Raw genomic sequence first — 19,277 nt, forward strand, 5'->3', positions numbered from 1 at the left:
CATGACGTCAGAATCGACCACCACGACGGACCACGACGAGATTCCCGCCTGGGTCGACAAGTTCGAGTCCCAGAATCTCGCGCTGCTCTACCAGGACCACAAGTCCGACGGCGAGGGCAGCACCTTCTTCAAGCTCGTCAACCGCTGACCGGCACTGACAGGTCGGTCGGGCCGATCGTCGGCCCGACTGGCCGCACGTTCCCGCCGCCCTCGGACGCCGGGGCCGCCCACCGACCCGGGTGGCCGCGGTGAGTCAGCACTTCGATTCCGCGGCCGCACTCGCCCCCATCGCCCTGGTGCTGGCGCTGTTGGCCCTCCGGGTGCCGTCCCTCGTCGCCGGGGCGGCCGGACTCGGCGGCACGGTCCTCGCCGCCGTCGCGGTGTTCCGCCCGACCGCCGACCAGATCTCCATATCCTTCGGCCAGATGGGACCGACCGTCCTGGAGGTCGCCCTCATTCTGCTCGGCGGCGTCATGCTCTCCGTGGTCATGTCGCGGGCCGGAGCGCAGGAACGCATCGCCGGATGGCTGGAAAGGGTCGAGCCCGGGCCCGACCGGATCGTGACGATCCTTCTGCTGGTCTTCGGACTGACACCGTTCATGGAGTCCGTCACCGGCTTCGGACTGGGCGTGGTGATCACCGCACCGCTGCTCGTCCGTATGGGGCTCGGGCCGGTCAAGGCGGTCGTCACCGGCCTGCTCGGACTGGTCCTCGTCCCGTGGGGCTCACTGGCCCCGGGCACCCTGGTGGCCGCCGAACTCGGTGGGCAGGGCTTCGTGGAGCTGGGCTACCGGTCAGCACTGCTGACCCTGCCGGTGCTCGTCGTGAGCATGATCGGCGTCCTCGTGGTGCTCGGCCGCCGCCCCACCGTGTGGCTGGTTGGTCTGGCCGCGGCGGTCATCCTCACCCAGTGGATCGCGCTGGTCGGTGCCAATCTGTTCGTCGGGGCTCCGCCCGCAGGGATCATCGCCTCTCTTGCGGTCACCGTGCTCCTTCTCGGCATCTCGCGGGTCCGCCACGGCGCGCTCCCGGCGGTCGATCGTGCCCTCGTGCGGGCCGTGGTCCCCTATCTCATCCTGCTCACCGGCATCCTCGGCACGAGCGCGGCGATCGGGTTGGCCGGCTCCCCGCCGGCGCTCGAGTGGCTCGCCGGCCCCGCGGTGTGGATCAACATCGCGGCGCTGATCGCGATCAGCACGTCGGGTGTTCCTCGACCCGCCGTCGTCCCGTTGGTCCGCGAGGCGCTGCGGACGTGGGCGACCGTCGCCGGCAACGCGGTGGTGTTCATGCTGATCGGCGTGGTGATGGCCGCGACCGGGATGGCCGGCCACCTCGCGTCCCTGGCGACCGGCGCGGGCGATGTCTTCGTGGCCCTGATCCCGGCGATCGGCGCTCTCGGCGGGTACCTCACCGGCTCCAACACCGGCGCGGCCGCGATGTTCTCCGCCGCCACGACCGGCGCGGCCGCGAGCCTGGGAGCAGATCCCCTCACCGCCCTCGCGGGTCAGAACGTCGCGGGGTCGTACGCCATCATCGTCTCGCCGCCGCGCGTCGCGTTGGCGGTGGGCGTGGTCATGGCCGGCCGATCACGACTTCCCGGTGCGGCGACCCGGGCGCTGGCCACCGCCGTCGTGTGCGCGACGGCCCTCCTGGGTGCGGCCGTGGCCGTGTCGGCGTGAGTCCGCGGCATCGTCCAACGGTGCGCCCACGCGCGTTGTGACCGTAGGATCTGCAGACCATGCGGAGCCGCCACGTCAGTGTCGTCGTCCATCGCCCCGTCGATGAGGTCTATGACCTCGCCGGCGACCCGACCCGCCTACCGGAATGGGCTGCGGGCCTGGCGACCGGCGAGGCGATGATCCACGACGACGAGTTCGTGGTCGAGTCCCCGATGGGACGCGTCCGCGTGCGTTTCGTCGATCGCAACCCGCTGGGTGTCCTCGACCATGAGGTGACGCTGCCCGACGGGACGCGCGTCCACAACCCGATGCGGGTCCTCCCCCACCCGGCCGGTGCCGAGGTCGTGTTCTCGATCCGACAACTCGAGGGCGACGACGACGAGGATTTCGAACGCGACTGCGCGATGGTGGCCGCGGATCTCGGCCGTCTCAAGCGTCTCCTCGAGAGATCGCCGGTCTGCGGCGTCACCAGGCCTGCCGGGGGCGAGGCCACAACGGCCGAGATCAGGATCGCATCCCCGGTAGACGCCGCCGGGGTCGCGCTGCTGCTCCACGAGTTCAACACGGAGTTCGACTGCCCCTCCCCGACCCCGGCGGAGGGGGAGCGTCGATTCGATGCCCTGCTGCGGCGGAAGGACGTCCTCGTCGTCGTCGCCGGTCGTTCCTCCACGACGTCCGCGCACGGCGACGGCTGCGCAGGCGACCCCGAGGACATCGGCTTCGCACTCCTCACCTTCAGGCCCACGCCCTACTGGGACGGACCGTTGGCCCAACTCGAGGACCTCTACATCCGTCCGGCACACCGCTCGGCCGGCGTCGGGAGCGCGATACTCGACCGGGCCCTCGCCGAGGTCCGGGTCCGGGGAGGCGAGGAGCTGCACATCAACGTCGACTCCGACGACATCGACGCTCGCAGGTTCTACGCCCGACACGGGTTCTCCGACGTCGACCCGGACTCGGGTTCCGGGATGCGCTGTTATCTACGTCAGCTGTAGAGGAGACGGCCGATCACGGCCGAACGGTGAGTGACTGCGCGATGGTGCCGAGCGGGCCGAACTCGTCGTGAATCACGCTCGCGGTCAGCCCCAGGCCGCCGGGACCGAAGGTGACCCGGGTGTCGTAGCCCAGCCACTCCCCCTGCGGCGGGCGGACCAGATGCGCTGACAGGTCGATGTTCGGGTAGTGCACAGCGGTCGGGTCCGCGCGGATCGCCATGCCGTTCGCGATGTCGAACAGGGCGGCCATCCGCGCGGTCGTGCTGACCTCCTCGCCCGCCAGCAGCGGCACGTCGGTGCGCACCCAGTAGCGCGACCGCCCCGGGCCGTCAGAGATGCGACGAACCTGAGCTGAGGCGAGGTAGCCGCCCCGCCAGACCGTGGTGGGATCCCAGGGCTCCATCTGATCCGGGGGCGGAATGGGGTCGAAGCCGTCCCCGGCGATACCGGCGGTATCGCGGGACTGCTGCAGCCACGCCCGCATCCGGATGCCGGTACGACCACGTTGGGAGTAGGTGACCTCGACCAGTTCGATTGTCCGTCCCGGCCGGATCACCTCGACCGCCACGTCGACCGCGTCCATGGGGACGACCCCCAGGAGTTCGTAGGACAGACGGGAGATGACCATGGGATCGTCGCGACGGGCGGCGAGGTCCGACTCGACCGCGTGGGCGAGCAGCCCCAGGGCGGGGCCGATGTGCTGGGTCGACTCGTCCCACGCGCCGCTGACGTGCTCGGTGGGGCGGAACCGGGCCGCACTGAGTCGTTCGAAGTAGGCCATCCCCGCCCTCCAGTCGGTGAATCGTGGTTAACTCAAACCCTACACGCGCTACGCGAGGAGAAGACATGAACGACGAGACCTTCGACGAGTTCACCGCACCGATCGACGACAGGTACCTCGAGGACTACGCCGAGGGGGGCCGCTACCGCTTCGGCGAGGAATCGGTGGACGCCGACGAGATCGTCGCGTTCGCGCACAGGTACGACCCCCAGAGCATCCACACCGACCCGGAGGCCGCGGCGGGCGGCCCGTTCGGCGGGCTCATCGCCAGCGGGTGGCAGACCGCCGCGCTGATGATGCGGCTGTTCGCGGACAACTACCTCACCAGCGTGGCCAGCCTGGCCTCACCCGGCGTCGACGAGCTCCGATGGGTCCGGCCCCTGCGCCCGGGCGACCGGCTCACCCTGATCTGCGAGACCACGGGAGTGCGTCCGTCTCGGACCAAGCCGGACCGCGGGATCCTCACCACGGACGTCACGCTCATCAACCAGAACGCGGAGCCGATCCTCACCGCGACCGCGATGAACATGGTCGCCCGGCGACGCTGAGCCCCCCGCCCCCCTGGAGCCGGCCCTGCTGACCGCGGTCGGCGGGTCCGGCTCCAGGCAGCCCGGCTCAACTCACAAACGCGGCGTGAGGTGGAAGATCGGCAGTAGTCGGGTCGTGCGCGCGGCGTAGTGCTCGTAGTTCGGCCACACCCGGACCGCCGCGGCCCACGCCGAGTCCCGATCAGCGTCCGAGAGTTCGCAGACGTCCACGGGAAGCCGGGCCCCGTAGACGCTCATCTCGACGAGTCCGTCGGCCGCCGCGCGGAGGTTGTAGACCCATGCCGGCGTCTTCTCTCCACCCCAGTTGGAGCCGATGATGATCAACCCGTTGTTCCACGAGGCGCACAGAAGCGGTGTGCTTCGGATCGCGCCACTCCTGCGGCCCGGCACGTGGAGAGTGAGAGTGGGGAGCCCGGCGACCCGCAGGAGGGGCAGGCGCCCCCCGGAGACGCGGGACATCCAGGTGTCGACCGTCACCACGAGAGAGGAGTTCTCTCGGGTCGCGTCCTGCCGCCCTAACCAGATCGCGACCGGGGTGAGAATATTGCTCATGGGCAGAGCCTATTGCCCCGGCTGCCTCATGAGCTAGACGGCGGTGTCGGGGACGTCCGCCAACACCTGGACGGACTCCACCCAGCCGTGGCGCATCCCCGCCTCCATCGCGGCCAGGTGGAACGCCCACATCCGACGATAGACCGCGTCGAAGCCGAGCGCCGCGGCATCTCTTCCTCTGAGCGCGAACGACTCCGACCAGAGACGGACCGTTTCCGCGTGATGCGCGGTCATCTCGATCCGTCCGCGCAACCGCAGTCGGGACGAACGCGCGATCATCTCGACGAGGTCCGACCACGACGGCGCCGGACCCGCTTCGGCCACGTACTTCGATCCCCACGCCGCGAGTTCCACGTGGGCACGTTCAGGCCGTCCCGGGCACACCAACGCCTGGAACGCCATCCGGCCGCCCGGTTCCAGAAGGCGCTCCGCCACACCGACGACCCCGCCGATGCCGGCCAATCCGGATTCGACCCCGGGGTCGGTCGCCACCACCGCGTCGAGGGCACCTCCGGCCTCCGACGGCTCCCCCAGGAAGAGGGAGACACTGTCCTCCAGGCCCGCGGCCGCGAACCGCGAACCCAGCGCAGCGAGTCTCTCCGTGGACCCCGTCATGGTCCGCACGTGCGCACCTCGCTCAGCCGCACGCATCGGCAATTCACCCCAGCCGGGTGTCGCGATGAGCACCCGGGCCCCCTCACCCACCCCCGCGAGGGTCAGGAGCATGTCCGCGGATCGTCGCTGGGCGTCGCCGAGGTCATTGCGTCGCGGCGGGGAGGCCGGCGCCTCGAGGTGGACGACGTCTGACCCGTCATCGAGACGGGTTCGTGTCCGAGCGCCTGAGGCGAAGACCGCGCCGGAGGTCGACATGGTCTCATCGGTGTACAGCGACGTGAGCGCACCCGGGACCGAGTCCTCCAGCGGTACCTGCTGCGCCCGATCGCGGCGCCCCCCGGCTCCGGAGTGGCCCCGCCCGTCGCGACCGAACGCCCGCTCCCCCGGGTCGGCGCAGTCCGGATTGTCGGCGATCCACGGCGCGAGAGCGGCGATAGCCGCACCGAGCTCCGCGGTCGCCCACTCACCCGCCATGAAGGACTCGCCGAGCCCCACGACTCCGGCGGCGGCCAGTCGCGCCCAGAAGTGGTCTGGGTCCCTCAAGACCACCCGCACGTCCGCGTCGTAGTCACCTGCGGCCGACGAGTCCGGGTAGTCGATGCGTATACCGAGATCACGTGCGGCGCGGCGCAACGACTGCGCGACGAGTCCGGCTGAACTCCCCCCGACACCGGCGGGCGGGGCCAGGGCAGGCCAGCGTTCCAGGTCGACGGTCTGCGGTTCGACTCTGACCACCGGTTCCCTCCTCACGGGGCTCGCCTGAACCTGGACCGTACCGCCGCCGGTCGACGGGGGCGGGCAGGCGCGTCGGGGGCGCCGGACTGTGATCCTCCCGCCTCCTCGTGCGCGCTGTGCGCGCGACCACTATCCTTGGAACCCGTGCCCGCGCGATTCCCGCGAGCCCTGAACAGCGATGAGGCCACTGCGCCCCGACCTACACCGAGCCTCACAGGAGCCACCATGACCGAGCCCGCATCCGACCAGGTCACCGCAGCCACGCCGGTGCCCCGCCGGCACCGTGTCGTCATCATCGGCTCCGGCTTCGGAGGCCTGTTCGCTGCGCAGCAGTTGGAGAAGGCCGACGTCGACGTGACGCTGATCGCCAAGACCGGGCACCACCTCTTCCAGCCCCTGCTGTACCAGGTGGCGACCGGGATCCTGTCCGTCGGTGAGATCGCCCCACCGACGCGATTGATCCTGCGCGACCAGAAGAACGCGACCGTGGTCCTCGGCGATGTGAACAAGATCGATGTCGCCGGCAAGCGTGTTCACGCCACCGCCGGTCACATCGCCTTCGACCTGGAGTACGACAGCCTGGTCGTGGCCGCCGGCGCCAACCAATCCTACTTCGGTAACGACCACTTCGAGCGCTGGGCGCCCGGCATGAAGACGGTCGACGACGCCCTCGAGCTGCGCAGTCGCATCCTGGGCTGCTTCGAGCAGGCCGAGGTCATCGACGACGAGGACGAGCGCCGCCGGCTCCTGACCTTCATCATCGTCGGCGCCGGCCCCACGGGCGTCGAGATGGCCGGCCAGGTGGCCGAGCTGGCCCAGCACACCCTCAAGGACAGTTTCCGGCGTATCGATCCCGCCTCGGCCCGCGTCATCCTGCTGGACGCCGCGCCGGCCGTGCTTCCTCCCTTCGGCAACAATCTCGGCAATGCGGCCCGTGCCCGTCTGGAGAAGATGGGCGTCGAGATCCAGCTCAACGCGATGGTCACCGATGTCGACTACAACGGCATCGAAGTGAAGGATCCCGACGGCTCGGTCCGGCGAATCGATGCCTCCTGCAAGATCTGGTCCGCCGGTGTGAAGGCGAGCCCGCTCGGTCGGATGCTCGCCGACCAGACGGACGCCGAGATCGATCGGGCCGGCCGCGTCCTCGTCCGTAAGGACCTCTCGCTGCCCGGGCACCCCGAGATCTTCGTGGTGGGCGACATGATGAGTCTGGACAATCTGCCCGGCGTCGCCCAGGTCGCGATCCAGGGCGGAAAATACGCCGCCAAGCAGATCATCAACGAGGTCGAGAAGGGCAAGACGCCGGCCGACCGGCCCCCGTTCAAGTACTTCGACAAGGGCTCCATGGCCACTGTCTCCCGGTACAGCGCCGTGGTGAAGATGGGAAAGATCGAGATCTCCGGCTTCATCGCCTGGGTGATGTGGCTGATCGTCCACCTGGCATACCTGATCGGCTTCAAGAACCGCATCACCACCATGTTCTCCTGGGGAATGCACATGGGCGGCGACCATCGCTCCCAGCTGACCTCGACCAAGCAGTGGGTGTACGCGCGACAGGCGATCGAGCGGGTCGCCGCCGACGAAGCCGCGGCGCTGCGCACTGCGGAGCAGGCCCGGCGCGACTCGGCGGCGACCGACAGCAATGCCGACCGCGCGGGACAGGACGCCGAGTCCGTGCATTAGCCGACGAGTCCGCCCGCCCGCTCCGGACCTCCACAGCCGGCCGCGGGTGGATACGAGAAACCCCCGGCGGGAGTGTCCCGCCGGGGGTTTCTCGCATCGTGCGATCCGTTCCCGGTGCTACTGGAGATTGGCGAGACGAACCTGACCGACCGCGACGACCCGGTCCTGATCGTCAGCGATCTCAACCCGCCAGAGCTGCTGAGATCGCCCGCGGTGCACCGGGGTCCCGGTCGCGGTGAGTGTCCCCTCGGTGACCGCGCGCAGGAAATCGGTGGAGTTGTTGACGCCCACGACCCGGCCCTCGCCGCCCAGCCACACGGAGCCCGCCACGCTCGCGACCGTCTCCGCGATCGCGCAGTACACGCCGCCGTGGACGATCCCGTGCGGCTGATGGAGGTGCGGGCCGACCGGAACGGTCACGACTACTCGATCCGGGCTCACGTCGCGGTACTCCAGACCGATCACCCCGCCGAAGCCCACATCCTCATGCTCGCGGACCTGCCTGATCACATCGCTGTTCGTCTCCGACATCTGACCTCTTCTCCCGGCCCGGGCACTCCGGGCGACCGTCCGGCCCGGAGTGCCCGGGCGACCGTCCAGAGGCTACCCGCGCGCTCGACATGGGGAGGCGCGTCAGGGCATGTCAGCGAACCGAACGCCACCCGCGGTCGCGGACCGGGATCGGACCGGCGCCCGGCGTACGGGGCAGGCGGCTCCGCTTTCGCACCGCCAGACCGGAGTCGTGCAAGGCCTGCAGCACGAGCTGCCCGCGTCGGTACCCGATCTCGGGGCTGGTCCCCGCGAAAGTCGGGACGATCGTCGCGGCACCCAGAACGCTCTCGCCGGCCACCGACCACAGCGTCTCCTGGCTACAGTTGCTCACCTCGGCGAGCCCGGCGAACACGGTCGACAGCGTGCCCCGCGCGCGGCAGGCCAGCCACTGGGCGAGCGCCTGCTCGCACGGCAGCACGACCGTGCCGGGCGAGCCGGCGCACGGGTCGTCCCGCAGGACCCGCAGCGTCGTGTCGCGAACGCCCGCCCAGTCGAGGCCCCCCTCGATGTCCGTCCGCACAGCCATGTTCTCGGCGCCGGTGTCCCAGACCCGTCCGATGGTCACGAAACTCGCGACCGCACGGCCGAGAACTCCATGGGTGAACGCCTCCGCCACGAGATAGGTGGAAAATCGCATATCGCCGGAATCCGCGAAGTAGTTGCGGAACATCAGTTCCACCCGACCGCCGTTCACGGCGTCCTCGAGCGGGACCCAGCGGCGACGGGACTGGGTCCCGAGGTCCGCCATCGAATAGAACTTCGGGTATCCGGCCCGAAACGTGCCGAGCTTCTCGGTCGTGTCCTCGAACACCGTGCTCATACCAACCATCTGCCCAGGCAGAACGGAGCTGGTCATATCTGGTCTTCCCCCTGTGTATATCCCCACTTGACAGTGGCCGGCACCCCTCGGGATGGCACACCACGCGGTCCGATCCCCCCGTCCCGCAGTGGCGCCCGTCACCCGGCCCGGTACTAAGTGTTACAACACATCGCCACGCAACTCCAAGGATTTTCGGCCGGTTCCGTCAAACTCTGCACTGAGTGCAACTGTGATCTGTCAGATAGTTCATAGAAGCCTCTCAGCAGCGAGTCCCCACCGGATCCTCCATCACCGCAGGTCCGCCGTGTCGAACGGCGTCGACTACCCTTGATCCCATGAGTACTGAGCGCGAGGACGCGCAGACCGCGACCGCCACGACCGGAACCGCCGATATCGGGGTCACCGGACTTGCCGTGATGGGCTCCAACATCGCCCGAAACTTCGCCCGCCGGGGTTACACGGTCGCCGTACACAACCGGTCGGCGGGCAAGACCGACCGCCTGCTCGACGAGCACGGCTCCGAGGGCAGCTTCATCCGCACGGAGACGATCGACGAGTTCGCCGCGGCACTGAGCTCGCCGCGTCGGGCCCTGGTGATGGTCCAGGCGGGCGCGCCCACGGACGCCGTGATCGACGCTCTCGCCGACGCCTTCGACGAGGGCGACATCATCATCGACGGCGGCAACGCGCTGTACACCGACACCATCCGCCGCGAGAAGGCCATGGCCGAGCGCGGCATCCGATTCATCGGCGCCGGCATCTCCGGCGGCGAGGAGGGCGCCCTCGAAGGACCGTCGATCATGCCCGGCGGCCCGGCCTCCAGCTATGAGGTCGTGGGGCCGATGCTCGAGTCCATCTCCGCGAAGGTCGACGGCACGCCCTGCTGCACCCACATCGGCGAGGACGGTTCGGGCCACTTCGTGAAGATGGTCCACAACGGCATCGAGTACTCCGACATGCAGCTGATCGGCGAGGCCTACCACCTGCTCCGCGGGGTCGCGGGAATCGAGCCCGGCCCCATGGCCGAGGTGTTCCGGGATTGGAACACCGGCGAGCTCGACTCCTACCTCATCGAGATCACCGCAGAGGTGCTCGCCCAGGTCGACGCGGCGACCGGCGGTCCCCTGATCGATGTGATCGTGGATCGGGCTGGTCAGAAGGGCACCGGTCGCTGGACGGTCAAGTCGGCACTCGACCTCGGCGTGCCGGTCACCGGTATCGCCGAGGCCGTCTTCGCACGCGCGCTCTCGAGCTCGGTCCCCCAGCGTGATGCCGGTCAGGGACTCCCCTCAGGCAGTCTGTCCACCCCGTCGGAGCCCGGTACCGATTTTGTGGAGGACGTCAGGCGGGCGCTCTACGCGTCGAAGATCATCGCTTACGCGCAGGGTTTCGACCAGATCACCGCCGCGAGCGCCGAGCACGGGTGGGATGTGGCACGAGGAGATCTGGCGACCATCTGGCGCGGTGGATGCATCATCCGAGCCACCTTCCTCGACCGGATCCGCGAGGCCTACGCGCAGACCCCGGACCTGCCCACCCTGCTCGCGGCTCCGTACTTCGCCGAGGCTCTCGCCGACTGCGTCGACAGCTGGCGTCGTGTGGTGACCACGGCGGTGGGCGCCGGGATCCCGGCGCCCGGATTCTCGGCGGCGCTGGCCTACTACGACGGTCTCCGCACCGAGCGGCTTCCCGCCGCCCTCATCCAGGGCCAGCGCGACTTCTTCGGTGCCCATACCTACCTGCGCACCGACAGTGAAGGCAGCTACCACACCCAGTGGAGCGGCGATCGTTCGGAGGTCCGGGCCTGACCGGCGACGCACGCCCCGCCCTGGACCGCCTGCTCACCGAGCTCGGGGTCGCGGTCCCCATCCGCCATGCCGTCTCGGGGATCGTCTCGGGACCGGTGAGCGCGATCCAGGCAGCCGCGTTGAGCGACGCCGTCAACGGCGAGAATCTTCTCGCCGTCGCACCGACCGGTTCCGGCAAGACGCTCGTCTTCGCCATCGGCGTCGTCCACCGGATCTCCGGCGCACCCAGCGTCCCGGGTAGACCGCGGGCGATCGTGGTCGCCCCGACCCGGGAACTGGCGCTGCAGAACGATGAGGTCCTGGCCGAGGTCGGTGCCGGAGCCGGGCTCCGGACCGCCAGCTTCGTGGGCGGACAGCCCCTCGCCAAGGACAAACGCGCGTTGATCGCTCCCGTCGACATCGCGGTGGGCACGCCGGGGCGCCTCGTCGACCTCATCCGCAGCGGGGCCCTCGACCCCGCTGATATCCGGATCGTGGTCCTGGACGAAGTCGACCAGTTGCTGGATGCGTCGTTCGGGGAGCAGACCGCCGCCCTGCTGGCCCGATGCGCCGGTGCCACCTTGATGGCGACCACCGCCACAGCTGATGCCGACGTCGAAGCCGCGGCTCGTCGTCGTCACCCCGACCTCCGGATCCACCGCATCGAAGGCGGTGGCGACCAGACCTCGGGCGCTGACGACCCCGGCGCGCCCGAGTCGGCAACCGTGATCGCCGTCCCGGGCCACCGGGGCGACGGACCGGCCACATCGCCGGCGGCCGCCGTACCCGCGGACAGCAGCCAGCCGCGACACCTGATCATCCTCATTGCCGACGATCCCGAGCGATGCGCGACCTCGCTGTCCGCACGATGCAGGCGCGCGCTGTTCTTCGTCGCCCGAAGGGACGCTGTCGAACCGCTCCGGGCGTCGATCGCCGACGTCGGTGTCCCCGCGGCCGGCGTGTCGGGTTCCGCCTCCCCGAACCGCCGCGCGACCGCATTCGGAGAACTCGCCAGCGGCGCCGTCAGGGTGCTCGTCACCACCGACCTCGCCGGGCGGGGCCTGGACCTCGAGGACATCGGACAGATCGTCCACGTCGGGCCTCCCCATTCCATCCAGGACCTCGTGCACCGATCCGGTCGGACCGGCCGCGGCGGCAACGCGGCCGGCACGGTGGCCGCGGTCGTGCGGCCCGGAGAGGCCACGCGGGTGATCGAGCAGGCGAAGAAAGCCGGCATGAGCATCGACCGGGTCGATGCCGACGCCACCGGCGCGCAGGCCCGGCTCGACGCAGTGTTCGGGCCTGAGATCGAGGTCCCCCGCCGGCGGCGCGAACCCGCGCCCAAGCCCGCCACCCGGCGTCCCGCCCGCTCGCGGGTCCACCGTCCCAAGAGGAAAAAGCGGTTGTGACGGTGGCGCGGGAACCGATGCGGGCGCCGACCCGCTCCCCCGTTCTGCTGCCGGAACCACTCTGGCGAGCCAGGGAGCGCCGTCATCACCAACTCGTCGACGCGATGACGGGCGACCACCTGGATCGTCGACGGCGCGGCGCGGAGCACCCGGTCGTCGACTTCCTCTTCACCTACTACCGCACCAGCGTCGGTACCGTCCGCCGATGGCATCCCGGGCCGGGCGTGATCCTCGAGAACGCGCACCACGATGACAGAGCGGAATGGCGCCACTATCGTCGGGACTCCCTCTACGGACGTTGCGGATTGGTCGTCGATCCGGATTCGGTGATGGCTCGACGCGGGGACCGGATTCGACGCGCGCGGAGCCTGGTCGAGGCAACCGCCACCCGACCCGGGGCGACCGGCTGCTTCGGCCTCCACGAATGGGCGATGCTCTACCGTGCAGGGGCCGACGGGGCGAGGCACGGACAGGTGCCACTGCGGATATCCCCCGACGCGATCGACGGCGTCGTGCGCGGCTCCCGCCTGCGCTGCACCCACTTCGACGCCTACAGGTTCTTCACCGAAGCCGCTGCCCCACTCAACGAGCCGCCCCTCTCCCGGGACGGGCAGATCGCGAACGAGCAACCCGCGTGCCTACACGCCGGGATGGACATCTACTCGTACACGGCGTTGCTGGAAGCCGGCGCACCCGGCGAACTCCTGTTGGACGCCCTCGACGCAGCGTTCGATGCACGAGAGGTCGACATGAGGTCGTCTCCCTACGACCTGTCGGCATGGGGGCTGGAGCCGATTCCGGTGGAGACCGCGCGAGGCCGAGCCGAGTTCGTCGCGTTTCAACGCGAGTGGATCGTCCGGACAGGAGCCCTGCGTGCACGCTTCGTGCGGGCGACGGACCGGCTCGAGCGGATGTCGTCCACCGCCCTCACCGGCCCGGCAGACACCCCGGACGACGCGGGCTGAACGTTATACGGCCCGTGCGCCGAAGACCTCCGCGGCGACCTCCGTGACGACGTGGCCGAACTCCCTGTACGCGTCGTCCGCGGCGGCCGCGGTCCGCAAGAACAACGCCATCGTCCGCCCCGGCGAAGGATCGGCGAACGTCGCGACCCCGATACCGGGATCCCGCGTCTCGGGCCCGACCGCGGATTCGGGGACGATCGTCACCCCGAGACCTCCGGCGACGCATTGGACGGCCGTGGCAAGCGACGCCGCACGAGACTCTTCCCGGCCCAGGACCGGAACCGAGACACGTCGACACAGTTCGACGGTCTGTTCCCGCAGGCAGTGTCCCTCGTCCAGCAGCAACAGCGGCTCGTCGGCCAGAGCTTCCGGCGATATCCCGTCAACGCCGTCCAGATCATGTCCGGACGGGACGAGCAGGGCGAACCGCTCGGTGTACAGCGGGATGGCCACCACCCCTGCCGCATCCGTCGGAACCGCCATCAGCGCCAGATCGATGGCGCCGCTGCGCAGCGCGTCGACGAGTCTGGCGGTCTGGTCCTCCACGACCCGCGGCCTGAGGCCCGGGAATCTCTCGGCGAGCGCGGGCAACAGCCCGGGGAGGAGGTACGGTGCGGCCGTGGGGATCACGCCGATTCGCAGCTGGCCCACGAGCGGTCCACCGCTGCCTGCCGCGGCATCGGCGACCGCGTCCATCGCGGCCACCGCGGCGCGCGCATACGGCAGCAGTTGCTGACCCGCGGGCGTGACGAGCACTGATCGCGTACTGCGCTCGACGAGATGGAGGCCCAGCCCGTCCTCCAACGTCGCGAGCGCCTGCGACAACGAAGGTTGACTCATGCCCAGTTCCTCCGCGGCGCTCCGGAAGTGGAGCCTCTCCGCGACTGCGAGGAACACCCTGAGCTGCATCACGCTCGGAACGAACCGTTGATCAACCATGCCGATCAGCCTAGGCCGATAGATAGCCCGAAGTCGATGATTATTCGGCTGCAGCTATGAGTGATCTCTGTCTCATTAGGCTTCACCTGTTGAATGGGCTCGTGCATAGTGGGCGTTGTCCGTCCCACAACGGCCCAATCCTCAGGAGGATCACATGGCACTTCTCACCATCGGCGACCAGTTCCCCGACTTCGAGCTGACCGCTCTGAAGGGCGGCGACCTCCGCGAGGTCAACGCGCAGCAGCCCGAGGACTACTTCGAGACCATCTCGAACCAGTCCTACGCCGGCAAGTGGCGCGTGATCTTCTTCTACCCGAAGGACTTCACCTTCGTCTGCCCCACCGAGATCGCCGCGTTCGGCAAGCTCGACGAGGACTTCCAGGACCGCGACACGCAGGTCCTCGGCGGCTCCATCGACAACGAGTTCGCGCACTTCAACTGGCGCGCGACCAACGATGAGCTCAAGGGCGTCCCCTTCCCGCTCCTGTCGGACATCAAGCATGAGCTGATCCGGGCCCTGGGCGTCGAGAACGCCGGCGGCGTGGCCGATCGCGCCACCTTCATCGTCGACCCGGACAACGTCATCCAGTTCGTCTCGGTCACCCCCGACGCCGTGGGCCGCAACGTCGACGAGGTCCTGCGAGTGCTGGACGCCCTCCAGTCCTCCGAGGTCTGCGCCTGCAACTGGCAGAAGAACGACCCCACCAAGAACATCGACAAGATGGAGATGCTGCAGGAGGGCATCAAGTGAGCATCGAGAACCTGAAGTCCGGACTCCCCGAGTTCGCGAAGGATCTCAAGCTGAACCTCAGCTCGCTCGCTCGCTCCACGGAGCTCAACGAGCAGCAGCTGTGGGGCACCTTCCTCGCGACCGCCGCGGCCACCCGCTCGGCCACCGTGCTGTCGGAGATCGCGGATGAGGCCCGCGGGCACCTGTCGGACGAGGCGTTCAACGCCGCCCTCGGCGCCGCCTCGATCATGGCGATGAACAATGTGTCCTACCGTGCCAAGGAGTTCCTGGGCGAGGACTATACCCAGGTCCGCATGGGCCTTCGAATGAACATCATCGCCAACCCGGGTGTCGAGAAGGCTGACTTCGAGCTGTGGTCGATGGCCGTGTCCACGATCAACGGCTGCGAGAACTGCACCGCCGCTCACGACGCGGTCATCCGCAAGGAGGGCCTCACCAAGGAGCAGGCGTGGGAGGCCGTCAAGGTCGCCGCCACGGTCGCCGGTGTCGCACAGGCCGTCGAGATCGACGCCAACATCTGACCTCACCCCACGGTGATCGAGATAGCCCCGCTGACGATCGGTCAGTGGGGCTATCTCGTATTTCCCGGGATCAGGCTCACGCTCCACGGCGGGTTGGACCTCCCCAGAAGCCCCCGCCGGCACTAGGTTCGTAGGAGGTGTCGTGGAAAGTATCTGCGGCCACTCTGACGATATGGAGACGACATGACCACCGGAGGCGGAGGCTCCCCGACCGGAGACGGTTCGCACAACGACCCGTACAACACCGGGTCGGGCCAGCAGGGCTGGGAGCAGCAGGGCGACTCGAACTACGGGCAGGGCTACGGCCAGCAGGGCCAGGATCCCTACCCCGACCAGGGCTACGGTCAGCAAGGTTACGGTCACCAGGGCTACGGTCAGTCACCGCAGGAGCCGTACCCCGGCCAGGGTTATGGCCAGCAGGATTACGGGCAGCAGTACGGAGCGCCCGGCTACGGCGCCGCCTACCCGCACGCAGGAGCCGGCGGAGGCGGTGTAGCGATCGGCAGGCCGTCCGCCACCGAGGCTATCGGCGCTGCCTGGCAACTGTTCAAGAACAACCCGCTGCCGTGGGTGCTCATCACCCTCGTGTCGTTCCTCGCCAACGCCATCACCAGCTACTTCTCGAATTCCGAATCGGTGGGCGTCTCCCTTATGGGCTCGATCCTGACCATCGTGGTCGGGTTCCTGATCCAGGCCTTCTCGATCCGGGGCTCCCTGCTCGAAGTCGACGGATACAAGCCGGACATCGGCAGCTTCTTCAAGCTCACCAACTTCGGGTCGTTCGTCGTCGCCGGCATCATCGTTGGAATCGCCACGACGGTCGGGCTGGTCCTGCTCATCATCCCGGGTATCGCGATCATGTTCTTCCTGTACTGGACGTTCCACTTCGTGATCGACCGCAACATGGGCCCGGGCGATGCGATCAAGTCGAGCTTCAACGCCATCAAGTCTGATGGCGGAAATCTCTTCCTGCTGGCGATCCTGAACGTCCTGATCATCATCGTCGGGTTCATCGCCCTGCTCGTCGGCCTCTTCGTCGCGATCCCGATCACGGCACTGGCCTCCACGGTCGCCTACCGAGCCATCACCGGACCGAGCGACTTCTCCCGTACCGCGGCCAGCGCCGTCTGACCATATCCAGCACCCTTCCGAGGGGACTCAGAAGCCCCGGTGGCCATCCTGGCCGCCGGGGCTTTGCGGTATCACTCGTCGCTGAAACAGTCAGCGCTCCTACCCGCCCACCGTCGTATCATTCTCAGGCGAGTCGTCCACCTTGCTCGCGACGGGCTCACCACGGGCTTCAATTCCTTGCCCCGTCGCCTCCTGCGATTCCACGACGGTGTCATCCGTCTCCACGGGTTCTTCATGCGTCATCGCACGGCGTATGGCCCACACCGTGACCACGAAGGCCACCAACGCCAGCGGCCATCCCATCCCGATGCGGGCCGCGCCCAGCCAGTTGACCTCGTCGTTGAGGTACAACACGTACTGGAGGACGGCGCGGATCGCGAAAAGCGCCGCCCAGACCCAGGTCGCGACCGCGTACCAGCGCCTGGCCTGGGGATTGCGACGCCAGGCCATACCCCTACCGTCCAGGAAGCCCCAGATCACACCGGCCAGGGGCCACCGGATCAACGCGGAGATCGCGAACGCTCCGCCGTACACGGCCTGGGTGATGATCCCGTACAGGAAGTACCCTTTCGCGCTTCCGGTCCGCCACGCGATGAAGACACAGATGGCGACGCCGATGAACCCGGAGATCGCCGGCTGCGGGTTCTCACGCCGAACCAGCGACCAGCCGAGCATCGCGACCGCCACACCCAACGCGGCCCAGATCGCCGCGGTCAGTCCCCAGATCGCATTGATGGGTACGAACGCGAGGATCGGGATCGAGGAGAACACCAATCCGCGTATCCCGCCCATCTGGTCGATCAGCGACGCGTCGGGGTCGCCGAACGCCGATCGGGGGCCGGTGGTCCGGCCTGCCCGCTGCTCAGGCTCGGTCATCTGATTCCTCCACGGTGTGGCCCGGCCGCCCTGCCAGCAGTTCATAGCGCGGGTTGAACATGATCTTGCGGCCGTGCCGTTGTCCGACACGACCGGTGACACGGATATACCTGCCCGTGTCGATTCCGGGAATAGACCGTCGCCCCAGCCAGCAGACCTCGATCGCGCCCGTTCCGTCGAAGACCTCGGCGGTGACGCCGAGATGGTGATCGCCCCCACCGGAGACGACTGTGCGAATGCGACCGGTCAGGCTCGCCCGGTCGCCCCGGGACGCGTCCACGACACACAGTGATCCGGAGCCTGTGACCCGACCCGCCAGTTCGGCCGCGTCGAGTACCTCGACCGGGTCGGTCAGGCGCGCGGAGATCTTTCGCAGCGCTCGCGCCAACGTGGACATCAGCTACTCGCCATAGCCGGGCGGGTTACAGATCGTCGCCGTCACGGAGCCGGTCCATCGCGCTACCGTCGCGCCGCGGCGCGGCCGGACGCCCCTCGTTCCGAGCCGGGCCGGACGGTGCATCCTGAGCCGGAGCAGCCTGGTTCTGGGCAGACTGGTTCTGAGTAGCCGGGTTCGGAGCTGCCTGCTGCTGCGCCGGCGCTGTGGCGGCTCGTGCCTGCTGTCCGGAGTCGCCCTGCGTCGCCTGCCGGTCCGCGCCGCCGGCTGCCATCTGCTGCTGGAACGCCTGGGCCTGCTGTTGCGCGGCGAGCTGTGAACGCGCCTGGGTCAGGGCCGACTGGATCTCCTCGGGGATGGTCAGCGCGAGTTGTTCCTTCACGGGCATCGGGCCGTCACCTCGGTTGATCACCAGATGACGGAGGACCTCGCGGCCCTCGTCAGCCGCCTGCTCCGCGAGCTCCGGAGTGGCCATGACCCGGACCTCGGCCGTCCAACGGTTCCCGTCCACTCCGATCGCGCGGAACACCGCGCCGGGAAGCTCTGCCACCAGTTCCCGACCCCACGGGCCGTCCACGACTGATACGTCCGCTCCCTGCTGCTCGAGCTGCTCACGCATGTCGGAGACCATAGTCCGCCACTGTCCCGCCGACTTGGGCGCGGCGAACGCGCGCGGGATGACCCGCGACACCTGGGTGACGACGTGGAACTCGGGCTGCCCGTTGGGGTCCAGGGCGACGTTCAGGTCACGACCCGGCGGGACACCGATCGCCAGCGAGCCGAGGTCGATGTGCCCGTAACCGAGGTCGGTGTAGTACTCGCGGACATCACCGATGACCGAACGGTCGTGAGGCCCCTCGGCCGGCGGGGTCGAGGCAGCGGCCGCGTCCGCTGCGGCGGACTCGCGGGACCCGGTCGCCGCCTTCTTACGTCCGAACATGGTGGAAATCCTCTCCCCGTGCGCCCCGGTCCCGGACAGGACCGTCTCGGTCGACGCTACCCAACAGCCGCCTCCCCGGTCAGGTCAGGCGGGCGTGCCCACCCGTGGATCCGTGGCCACCGGCGCCTCGTTCGGAGTCCTCGAGGGTCTCGACCTCCACCACATCCCACAGTTCGACCTGCTGGATGATCAGCTGGGCGATCCGGTCACCGCGGACGATGTGCACCGTCTCGGCGGGATCCAGGTTGATCAGGTTCACCTTGATCTCGCCCCGGTAACCGGCGTCCACGGTGCCGGGGGCGTTGACGATGGACAGCCCCGCGCGCGCGGCCAGTCCCGAGCGGGGGTGCACGAGCCCCACGTAGCCCACCGGCAGGGCGATCGCGACGCCCGTACCGACCAGGGATCGATGACCGGGTGCCAACTCGCACTCGTGCGCGGCGTGGAGATCGATTCCGGCATCGGTCGGGTGGGCCCGTACCGGCAGCGGAAGACCGGCATCGAGTCGCTGCAGACGGAGCACCTGACCCGATCCGTTCGTGTCATGGACGTGGTTCATGGTGTCTGTGCCCTCCTACGGCGTCGCTCCGGATAGTAGCTA

Annotated in this window: 21 protein-coding genes; 11 read left to right on the forward strand and 10 right to left on the reverse strand. The window is 68.8% G+C overall.

Annotated elements, in window-relative coordinates; genetic code table 11:
- Position 1 precedes the first annotated feature (1 nt).
- The 3 genes from K3888_RS04350 to K3888_RS04365 all read left to right on the forward strand — a co-directional run bounded on the left by K3888_RS04350 (position 2) and on the right by K3888_RS04365 (position 2,674).
- A complete protein-coding gene (locus K3888_RS04350) occupies positions 2 to 148 on the forward strand; it encodes a hypothetical protein (RefSeq protein WP_230928995.1) in 147 nt (48 codons plus the stop codon).
- A gap of 100 nt (positions 149 to 248) precedes the next feature.
- Complete coding sequence (locus K3888_RS17810; protein WP_230928996.1) at positions 249 to 1,679, forward strand: L-lactate permease; 1,431 nt, start codon at positions 249 to 251, stop codon at positions 1,677 to 1,679.
- A 503-nt stretch (positions 1,680 to 2,182) separates the two neighbouring features.
- Positions 2,183 to 2,674, forward strand: a complete 492-nt coding sequence (locus K3888_RS04365) for a GNAT family N-acetyltransferase (RefSeq protein ID WP_230929090.1) — start codon at positions 2,183 to 2,185, stop codon at positions 2,672 to 2,674.
- Between the two features lie 13 nt (positions 2,675 to 2,687).
- Here K3888_RS04365 and K3888_RS04370 read toward each other — a convergent pair whose 3' ends face one another.
- Positions 2,688 to 3,455 (reverse strand): thioesterase family protein, encoded by a 768-nt coding sequence (locus K3888_RS04370; protein WP_230928997.1) that lies wholly within the window; start codon positions 3,453 to 3,455, stop codon positions 2,688 to 2,690.
- Between the two features lie 65 nt (positions 3,456 to 3,520).
- Between K3888_RS04370 and K3888_RS04375 the strand changes: the two genes are divergently transcribed.
- Positions 3,521 to 4,003 carry a MaoC family dehydratase gene (locus K3888_RS04375; protein WP_230928998.1) on the forward strand — a complete coding sequence of 161 codons (483 nt, stop codon included), beginning with the start codon at positions 3,521 to 3,523 and terminating at the stop codon, positions 4,001 to 4,003.
- A gap of 72 nt (positions 4,004 to 4,075) precedes the next feature.
- On the opposite strand, the gene K3888_RS04380 is transcribed toward K3888_RS04375, so the two are convergent.
- Positions 4,076 to 4,555 carry a nitroreductase family deazaflavin-dependent oxidoreductase gene (locus K3888_RS04380; RefSeq protein ID WP_230928999.1) on the reverse strand — a complete coding sequence of 160 codons (480 nt, stop codon included), beginning with the start codon at positions 4,553 to 4,555 and terminating at the stop codon, positions 4,076 to 4,078.
- Between the two features lie 33 nt (positions 4,556 to 4,588).
- Positions 4,589 to 5,905, reverse strand: coding sequence for a class I SAM-dependent methyltransferase (locus tag K3888_RS04385; RefSeq protein ID WP_230929000.1), 1,317 nt, complete (start codon positions 5,903 to 5,905; stop codon positions 4,589 to 4,591).
- Positions 5,906 to 6,130: 225 nt separating this feature from the next.
- Here K3888_RS04385 and K3888_RS04390 point away from each other — a divergent pair, with 225 nt between their 5' ends.
- Positions 6,131 to 7,591, forward strand: a complete 1,461-nt coding sequence (locus K3888_RS04390; RefSeq protein WP_230929001.1) for an NAD(P)/FAD-dependent oxidoreductase — start codon at positions 6,131 to 6,133, stop codon at positions 7,589 to 7,591.
- A 117-nt stretch (positions 7,592 to 7,708) separates the two neighbouring features.
- Here K3888_RS04390 and K3888_RS04395 read toward each other — a convergent pair whose 3' ends face one another.
- Positions 7,709 to 8,122 (reverse strand): PaaI family thioesterase, encoded by a 414-nt coding sequence (locus tag K3888_RS04395; RefSeq protein WP_230929002.1) that lies wholly within the window; start codon positions 8,120 to 8,122, stop codon positions 7,709 to 7,711.
- 112 nt (positions 8,123 to 8,234) lie between these two features.
- Positions 8,235 to 8,963 (reverse strand): hypothetical protein, encoded by a 729-nt coding sequence (locus tag K3888_RS04400; protein ID WP_230929003.1) that lies wholly within the window; start codon positions 8,961 to 8,963, stop codon positions 8,235 to 8,237.
- Positions 8,964 to 9,298: 335 nt separating this feature from the next.
- Between K3888_RS04400 and gnd the strand changes: the two genes are divergently transcribed.
- From gnd to K3888_RS04415, 3 genes are all read left to right on the forward strand, one after another.
- Complete coding sequence (gene gnd, locus K3888_RS04405; RefSeq protein WP_230929004.1) at positions 9,299 to 10,771, forward strand: NADP-dependent phosphogluconate dehydrogenase; 1,473 nt, start codon at positions 9,299 to 9,301, stop codon at positions 10,769 to 10,771.
- Positions 10,738 to 12,159 carry a DEAD/DEAH box helicase gene (locus K3888_RS04410; protein WP_230929005.1) on the forward strand — a complete coding sequence of 474 codons (1,422 nt, stop codon included), beginning with the start codon at positions 10,738 to 10,740 and terminating at the stop codon, positions 12,157 to 12,159. Before gnd ends, K3888_RS04410 begins: the two co-directional genes overlap by 34 nt.
- Before the next feature lie 104 nt (positions 12,160 to 12,263).
- Entirely contained in the window at positions 12,264 to 13,124 is an 861-nt protein-coding gene (locus K3888_RS04415) for a hypothetical protein (RefSeq protein ID WP_230929006.1), read from the forward strand.
- Between the two features lie 3 nt (positions 13,125 to 13,127).
- On the opposite strand, the gene K3888_RS04420 is transcribed toward K3888_RS04415, so the two are convergent.
- The gene (locus K3888_RS04420) at positions 13,128 to 14,063 is read right to left on the reverse strand and encodes a hydrogen peroxide-inducible genes activator (protein WP_230929007.1); all 936 of its coding nucleotides are present in this window, start codon (positions 14,061 to 14,063) and stop codon (positions 13,128 to 13,130) included.
- A 154-nt stretch (positions 14,064 to 14,217) separates the two neighbouring features.
- Between K3888_RS04420 and K3888_RS04425 the strand changes: the two genes are divergently transcribed.
- From K3888_RS04425 to K3888_RS04435, 3 genes are all read left to right on the forward strand, one after another.
- Positions 14,218 to 14,814, forward strand: a complete 597-nt coding sequence (locus K3888_RS04425; protein WP_230929008.1) for a peroxiredoxin — start codon at positions 14,218 to 14,220, stop codon at positions 14,812 to 14,814.
- On the forward strand, positions 14,811 to 15,335 hold the full coding sequence (gene ahpD, locus K3888_RS04430; RefSeq protein ID WP_230929009.1) for an alkylhydroperoxidase, AhpD family: 525 nt from the start codon (positions 14,811 to 14,813) through the stop codon (positions 15,333 to 15,335). Before K3888_RS04425 ends, ahpD begins: the two co-directional genes overlap by 4 nt.
- Before the next feature lie 183 nt (positions 15,336 to 15,518).
- Positions 15,519 to 16,466: a DUF2189 domain-containing protein gene (locus K3888_RS04435; protein ID WP_230929102.1), complete on the forward strand. Its 948-nt coding sequence runs from the start codon at positions 15,519 to 15,521 to the stop codon at positions 16,464 to 16,466.
- A gap of 99 nt (positions 16,467 to 16,565) precedes the next feature.
- On the opposite strand, the gene K3888_RS04440 is transcribed toward K3888_RS04435, so the two are convergent.
- The 4 genes from K3888_RS04440 to dut all read right to left on the reverse strand — a co-directional run bounded on the left by K3888_RS04440 (position 16,566) and on the right by dut (position 19,235).
- On the reverse strand, positions 16,566 to 17,342 hold the full coding sequence (locus K3888_RS04440; RefSeq protein ID WP_230929010.1) for a DUF3159 domain-containing protein: 777 nt from the start codon (positions 17,340 to 17,342) through the stop codon (positions 16,566 to 16,568).
- A complete protein-coding gene (locus tag K3888_RS04445) occupies positions 17,329 to 17,739 on the reverse strand; it encodes a single stranded DNA-binding domain-containing protein (RefSeq protein WP_230929011.1) in 411 nt (136 codons plus the stop codon). The genes K3888_RS04440 and K3888_RS04445 overlap by 14 nt, the downstream gene beginning before the upstream one ends.
- 25 nt (positions 17,740 to 17,764) lie before the next feature.
- Positions 17,765 to 18,676 (reverse strand): DUF3710 domain-containing protein, encoded by a 912-nt coding sequence (locus tag K3888_RS04450; protein ID WP_230929012.1) that lies wholly within the window; start codon positions 18,674 to 18,676, stop codon positions 17,765 to 17,767.
- Positions 18,677 to 18,755: 79 nt separating this feature from the next.
- Entirely contained in the window at positions 18,756 to 19,235 is a 480-nt protein-coding gene (gene dut, locus K3888_RS04455; protein WP_230929013.1) for a dUTP diphosphatase, read from the reverse strand.
- Positions 19,236 to 19,277 lie beyond the last annotated feature (42 nt).

It is taken from the genome of Dietzia aurantiaca (assembly GCF_021033825.1).
Classification (GTDB): Bacteria; Actinomycetota; Actinomycetes; order Mycobacteriales; family Mycobacteriaceae; genus Dietzia; species Dietzia aurantiaca.

Bases quoted from the DNA above. Each gene is read 5' to 3' on its own strand.
- dut (WP_230929013.1), bottom strand. From the start codon at position 19,235: ATGAACCACGTCCATGACACGAACGGATCGGGTCAGGTGCTCCGTCTG.
- K3888_RS04445 (WP_230929011.1), bottom strand. From the start codon at position 17,739: ATGTCCACGTTGGCGCGAGCGCTGCGAAAGATCTCCGCGCGCCTGACC.
- gnd (WP_230929004.1), top strand. From the start codon at position 9,299: ATGAGTACTGAGCGCGAGGACGCGCAGACCGCGACCGCCACGACCGGA.
- K3888_RS04380 (WP_230928999.1), bottom strand. From the start codon at position 4,555: ATGAGCAATATTCTCACCCCGGTCGCGATCTGGTTAGGGCGGCAGGAC.
- K3888_RS04425 (WP_230929008.1), top strand. From the start codon at position 14,218: ATGGCACTTCTCACCATCGGCGACCAGTTCCCCGACTTCGAGCTGACC.
- K3888_RS04370 (WP_230928997.1), bottom strand. From the start codon at position 3,455: ATGGCCTACTTCGAACGACTCAGTGCGGCCCGGTTCCGCCCCACCGAG.
- K3888_RS04450 (WP_230929012.1), bottom strand. From the start codon at position 18,676: ATGTTCGGACGTAAGAAGGCGGCGACCGGGTCCCGCGAGTCCGCCGCA.
- K3888_RS04375 (WP_230928998.1), top strand. From the start codon at position 3,521: ATGAACGACGAGACCTTCGACGAGTTCACCGCACCGATCGACGACAGG.
- K3888_RS04440 (WP_230929010.1), bottom strand. From the start codon at position 17,342: ATGACCGAGCCTGAGCAGCGGGCAGGCCGGACCACCGGCCCCCGATCG.
- K3888_RS04435 (WP_230929102.1), top strand. From the start codon at position 15,519: ATGACCACCGGAGGCGGAGGCTCCCCGACCGGAGACGGTTCGCACAAC.
- K3888_RS04420 (WP_230929007.1), bottom strand. From the start codon at position 14,063: ATGGTTGATCAACGGTTCGTTCCGAGCGTGATGCAGCTCAGGGTGTTC.
- K3888_RS04395 (WP_230929002.1), bottom strand. From the start codon at position 8,122: ATGTCGGAGACGAACAGCGATGTGATCAGGCAGGTCCGCGAGCATGAG.
- K3888_RS04400 (WP_230929003.1), bottom strand. From the start codon at position 8,963: ATGAGCACGGTGTTCGAGGACACGACCGAGAAGCTCGGCACGTTTCGG.
- K3888_RS04415 (WP_230929006.1), top strand. From the start codon at position 12,264: ATGACGGGCGACCACCTGGATCGTCGACGGCGCGGCGCGGAGCACCCG.
- K3888_RS04390 (WP_230929001.1), top strand. From the start codon at position 6,131: ATGACCGAGCCCGCATCCGACCAGGTCACCGCAGCCACGCCGGTGCCC.
- K3888_RS04350 (WP_230928995.1), top strand. From the start codon at position 2: ATGACGTCAGAATCGACCACCACGACGGACCACGACGAGATTCCCGCC.